6 protein-coding genes are annotated in these 5,310 nt (G+C 38.7%); 1 reads left to right on the top strand and 5 read right to left on the bottom strand.

Going from position 1 to position 5,310, the window contains the following annotated elements; translation table 11 throughout:
* The 4 genes from Q0296_RS01455 to Q0296_RS01440 form a co-directional block, all read right to left on the bottom strand.
* Positions 1 to 961, bottom strand: a 961-nt coding sequence (locus tag Q0296_RS01455; RefSeq protein WP_298035834.1) for a cache domain-containing protein, incomplete at its 3' end; no start/stop codon positions are given.
* Positions 962 to 1,089: 128 nt separating this feature from the next.
* Positions 1,090 to 1,860 carry a transporter substrate-binding domain-containing protein gene (locus tag Q0296_RS01450; RefSeq protein ID WP_298035832.1) on the bottom strand — a complete coding sequence of 257 codons (771 nt, stop codon included), beginning with the start codon at positions 1,858 to 1,860 and terminating at the stop codon, positions 1,090 to 1,092.
* A gap of 11 nt (positions 1,861 to 1,871) precedes the next feature.
* A complete protein-coding gene (locus tag Q0296_RS01445; protein WP_298035830.1) occupies positions 1,872 to 2,600 on the bottom strand; it encodes an amino acid ABC transporter ATP-binding protein in 729 nt (242 codons plus the stop codon).
* Positions 2,593 to 3,303 (bottom strand): amino acid ABC transporter permease, encoded by a 711-nt coding sequence (locus Q0296_RS01440; RefSeq protein ID WP_298035829.1) that lies wholly within the window; start codon positions 3,301 to 3,303, stop codon positions 2,593 to 2,595. Before Q0296_RS01440 ends, Q0296_RS01445 begins: the two co-directional genes overlap by 8 nt.
* Positions 3,304 to 3,452: 149 nt before the next feature.
* On the opposite strand from Q0296_RS01440, the gene putP reads away from it, so the two are divergent.
* A complete protein-coding gene (gene putP / locus Q0296_RS01435; RefSeq protein ID WP_298035827.1) occupies positions 3,453 to 4,940 on the top strand; it encodes a sodium/proline symporter PutP in 1,488 nt (495 codons plus the stop codon).
* A 90-nt stretch (positions 4,941 to 5,030) separates the two neighbouring features.
* On the opposite strand, the gene Q0296_RS01430 is transcribed toward putP, so the two are convergent.
* The coding region (locus Q0296_RS01430) for a hypothetical protein (RefSeq protein ID WP_298035826.1) at positions 5,031 to 5,310 on the bottom strand (280 nt) is incomplete at its 5' end.

Genomic DNA, 5,310 nt, shown 5'->3' with positions numbered 1-5,310 from the left:
CAAAGAAAGATAGTAGGCCTGTTTTTAGTTTGAGGATGATTTTTAGGAGATAAGAAGATAGGTAAAGTGAGAGCAATAGTCCTAAAATAAGTACCACTACAAGCACTCCAACAGACGCATAAGCAAGTGAGTTTAGATCCTCTAAAAGCTCATCTTTGTCAAGCTCGCCGATAAGATACCAGCCCATACTTTTGATATATTTTGAGCCGATCAATAAATTTTTGCCATCTTTATCTAGCGATATGTAGCTGCCATTTTCGTTGATTAGCTTTTTAAGATTTGCATCGCCTACTATATCTTTTAGATTGCCACTTGCATCTTTGCCGATCTTGATGTCGCCTTTTTCATCAACTAGTAGAAATTTACCGCCGCGACCTATCTTTTGTGACTGGACAAAATTTACTATCTCGCTTAAATTTACGCCAGTCGCTGCGATACCATAAAATTTATCATCTTTTTGAACTTTGTAGTTTATATACATCATTATCTTGCCACTGCCGTCTTCAGCCTTGTTGATGTCGATCAGGCTTGGGCTGCTGCCATCTTTTAAGGCGTAGTACCACTTGTCATTTTCTGGGTTAATGACCTTTAAAATTTTATCTTCGACGTAGTAGTTTAGGGTTCTATCTGAGCCAAACATTATCGTATCTAGCTTTAAATTTTTAGCAAGAGTTTGAAAATAGTCAAACAAGACCTTTCTGCCGTGCTCGTCCTCGCCATTTTTGACCCAGTCTATTAAAAAGCTATTTTGAGTTATTTGATAAGAAGCGTCGATTATCTTATCGATGTAAGATTCTATTTTATAACCAACTTCATTGACAGCAAGTGGGAATTCTTTACTTTCGACCCTGTCGGTATATAAATTTTTAGCCATGTTATAGGTCACAAGACCAACCACACTAACACAAACCAAAAGCATGACACTTAGCACAAGTGCCGTTCTCATCCTGAGTGATTTCATTACATTCTCCTTAAATCAAATTGACAATTTTATTACAATATATTTAAATAATATTTAATTTTATAAATTAGAAATTTGTGAGATTTTTTGCAAGAAGCATCTTGCCTCTTGCAAATTTATATTAGGATTTATTTTTTAAGGTCGTATTTAGCGAGCATTTTGTCAAATTCGCCAGATTTTTGTAGCTCTTCGATCGTGGCGTCTATCTTTTTGATAAGATCGGTGTGTTTACCCTTATCAAATGCCATCGCAAAGCCCTCTGTGCCGTCAGGAAGTCTTAAAAACTCCTCTAAGTCTGGATTTTGTTTCAAAAACTCAACACCTATTGGGCTATCAGTAAGCACAACATCGATTTTGCCGGCATTTAGTGACATTATAGCTGCTGCTACGTTTTCAGCTGGGATTGACTGAGTTGTGATATTTTTAGCTGCCTCTTCTTGAAGCGTGCCAACTTGAGCTGAAATTTTCCTATCTTTAAGATTGTCTTTATTTACGTCTGAGCCTTTTTTGCGGATAAATAAATTCTCTGAGAAATAATATGGCTTAGTAAAATCAACAGACTTTCTTCTCTCGTCAGTCGCACTCATGCCGCTTATAGCGATATCGATCTTGCCCGTTTTTAAAGCTGGTATTAGCCCATCAAAACTCATATTTGCAACGTCAAATTTGATCCCAGTTTTTTTAGTGATCTCATTTAGAAGATCGATCTCAAAACCAACGATTTGATTTTTATCATCAAGATACTCAAACGGAGGGTAATCAGCGCTTGAACCCACCTTATAAACTATCTCTTTGCTAGCTTCTGGCGCATTTGCAGTGGCTTTTTTGCCACTATCATCGCCACAACCTATAAAAAACATAACTAACCCTAATGCTAGAACTTTTAATAAATTTTTCATTTTTCTCCTTATTAGTGATTTAAAATTTTACCTAAAAACTCTCGCAGACGCTCGTGCTGCGGATTTGTGAAGACATTTTTTGGTGTGTCATCAACTACTATCTTGCCTTTGTCCATAAAGAAAATTCTATTTGCCACATTTCTTGCAAAGCCCATCTCATGAGTCACCACAAGCATCGTTATGCCCTTGGCTGCAACATCTTTCATGATATCAAGCACCTCGCCGATCATCTCAGGATCGAGCGCACTTGTTGGCTCGTCAAATAGTATCACCTCTGGATCCATAGCTAGGCTTCTAGCGATCGCGATACGCTGCTTTTGACCGCCTGAGAGCTTGTGCGGGTAGGCAAATTTCTTATCGCTTAGCCCAACACTCTTTAGCAGTTCATCTGCCCTCCTCTCAGCACTCTCTTTGTCTAAGATCCCAGCTTTTATCGGAGCTAGAGTCAAATTTTGCAAGACGTTTTTGTTTGCAAAAAGGTTAAAGTGCTGAAACACCATGCTCACTTTTTGGCGAATTTTATTTATGTCTGATTTTTTATCCAAGATATCTTCGCCGTTTATCTTGATATGTCCGCTATCTGGCTCTTCAAGGCGGTTTATGCAGCGCAAAAATGTACTTTTGCCACCACCACTTGGGCCGATTATCGCTATAACCTCACCTTTTTTGATATTTACGCTAATATCGTTTAAAACGAGTAGATCGCCATAGCTTTTATTTAAATTTTTAATCTCAATCATGGCGATTTAGTCTCCTCTCAAGTAGCTTCACCAAGAAGGTGAAAAATTTAACGCTCACGTAGTAAACGATGCCTGTAAAAATGACTGGCTCTGGGCTGTAAAACACTGCCTGCAAGCTCTTACTTTGCATCGTGATATCAACAACACTTATGTAGCCAACGACTGAAGTTTCTTTAAAAAGTGAGATAAATTCGTTTGCAAGCGCTGGCAAGATGTTTTTTGTAGCCTGTGGAAAAACCACCTCACGCATAGAAACGTAGTAGTTTAGACCCATCGCGCGTGCTGCCTCCATCTGGCCTTTATCAACGCTATTTATGCCGCTTCTTACGATCTCAGCGACGTATGCCGAGCTATTTAGTCCAAGTGCGATCACGGCGACATAGAAGTTGTCGCTCCAAGTGGCGAAAATGACCACTGAAAATATTAGAAGTTGAAGTATTACAGGCGTTCCACGCAAGATGTCGATGTATTCGTCTATTATAAAATTTATAACTTTGATGTTTAAAAATTTAATAAACGCCAAGATAAATCCAAGCGTAATACCTATGACGACACCACCAATAGTAAGCCCTAGTGTTACTCCGTAGCTCTTGATGTATGCGAGCTCTTGAGCATCGCTAAGCTCCCTTGGGTAGAAAAAATATGCGCCCAATGAGACGATTGTTATAAAAAACAGAAATTTAGCTAAATTTTGAGCCTTCAACTTCGTCCTTTTCTTTAAAATGTAGCCTTAAATGATACGAAAAAATATATATCATTTTGCTTAAAAATTTTTAAGGAACGAGCCCGCTCATTGAAATTTAAATATTTTTGTAATAACATAACCGTTTTATTTTATTTGAAAGGAATTTTATGAGCTTTGGGTCTTATATAGCCATCGCCATCTATTTTGGCTTTTTGCTCTTTATCGGAAGATATTTCTACGATAAAAATGCAAGCATGAACCAATACCTGCTGGATAACCGTCAAATGGGTCCAGTCGTCACCGCACTTAGTGCTGGCGCCTCTGATATGAGTGGTTGGATGCTACTTGGCGTGCCCGGGGCCTTATACGCAACTGGCGTGGCAAATGTCTGGATGATAGCTGGTCTTATCGTGGGAGCGTACTGCAATTACTTATTTCTAGCAAAAAGGCTTAGGGTCTATACTGAGGTCGCTAGCGATAGCATCACGATACCAGACTTTTTAGAAAACCGCTTTAAAGACAGGACGAAAATTTTAAGGATCATCTCAGGTCTTATCATATTGATATTTTTCACGCTTTACGTAAGTAGTGGTATCATCGCTGGAGGCAAGACTTTTGAGAGCTTTTTTGGCTTAAAATTCGTATACGGAGCGGTCTTTACGCTCATAATCGTGGTTTTTTACACATTTTTTGGTGGATTTAAGGCTGTTAGCATAACTGACGCATTTCAGGGTCTTTTGATGTTTTGTGTCCTAGTTTCGATCCCAGTCGTGGCATATCTAAATTTAGACCTGCCAAGCGATACAAATTTGATAAAAGAGATAAGCAGGCTTGATGCAAATCACCTAAATCCATTTAGAGATCAGACTTTCTGGGGTATTTTGGGCCTTCTAGCTTGGGGCTTTGGCTACTTTGGGCAACCACATATCATAGTTAGATTTATGGCGATACGTGACTCAAAAGAGCTTGCAAAGGCAAGAAGGATCGGCATTGGCTGGATGACGATCGGCCTACTTGGTGCAATTATGAGCGGACTTATCGGCTTTGTCTACTTTAGCCAAAGAGGCGGACTAAGTGATCCTGAGACAGTATTTTTAAAGCTTGGTGAGCTACTTTTCCCACCATTTTTTATAGGTATCATCATCTCAGCCGTTCTTTCAGCGATCATGAGTACCATCTCAAGCCAGCTTTTAGTCACATCAAGCTCGGTCACCAAGGACTTCATCTTTGCCTTTTATAAAAAAGAGGTGAGCCAAAGCACGCAAACAGCGATCAGCCGCTATGCAGTCGTGGTCGTAGCGATAATTGCCACAGTGCTTGCCTTTATCTCTACAGATAACGTTCTAAACGTCGTTGGCAACGCTTGGGCTGGATTTGGCGCGAGCTTTGGTCCAGTACTACTTTTTAGCCTTTACTGGAAACGTATGAGCGCACTTGGAGCACTTGCTGGCATGATAGCTGGCGGTGCGACCGTAATATTTTGGATAACATCAGGGCTAAATGCCTATGTTTATGAAATTTTACCAGGCATTTTAACCTCAAGCTTAGCCATCATCATGGTCAGTATCTGGGGCGACGCGATAAATAAAATGACTAGCGAGCCACACGAGCAAGTGATAAAAGATGAATTTGAAAAGATGAAAACAAGACTTTAGGTCTTAAATTTATAAGAAATTCCTAGTACTTGTAACTGGGAATTTCTGAAAGTATTGATTTTAACTTTAGCTAGATATTAGATACTAAATTTATATATTTTCTAAAAATTTCTTTTCTAACTTCAATGTCGCTCCAGATGATAAGCACATAAGTAAATATGTTAATATTACTCGTTTGCCAACATCTTCGCAGATTAACAGTTTATCGCCTTGTTTTACTTCTAACATGTCAATGTATTTTTCAGATAAACAAATTATATTCTTATTATACATAAGACGATGCTTCACTTGACCCAAATAATCTATTTCTTTTGTAATCAAAGAACCTTTTAGAAACTCTTCTTTTTCTATAAATAGTATTTTTTCTCTT

Origin of the sequence: uncultured Campylobacter sp. (genome assembly GCF_937890585.1) — a bacterium.
GTDB lineage: Bacteria > Campylobacterota > Campylobacteria > Campylobacterales > Campylobacteraceae > Campylobacter_A.
Note: the sequence above shows the minus strand (reverse complement) of the source record. Positions and strands in the feature narration are given on the sequence as shown.

Bases quoted from the DNA above. Each gene is read 5' to 3' on its own strand.
- Q0296_RS01445 (WP_298035830.1), bottom strand. From the start codon at position 2,600: ATGATTGAGATTAAAAATTTAAATAAAAGCTATGGCGATCTACTCGTT.
- putP (WP_298035827.1), top strand. From the start codon at position 3,453: ATGAGCTTTGGGTCTTATATAGCCATCGCCATCTATTTTGGCTTTTTG.
- Q0296_RS01450 (WP_298035832.1), bottom strand. From the start codon at position 1,860: ATGAAAAATTTATTAAAAGTTCTAGCATTAGGGTTAGTTATGTTTTTT.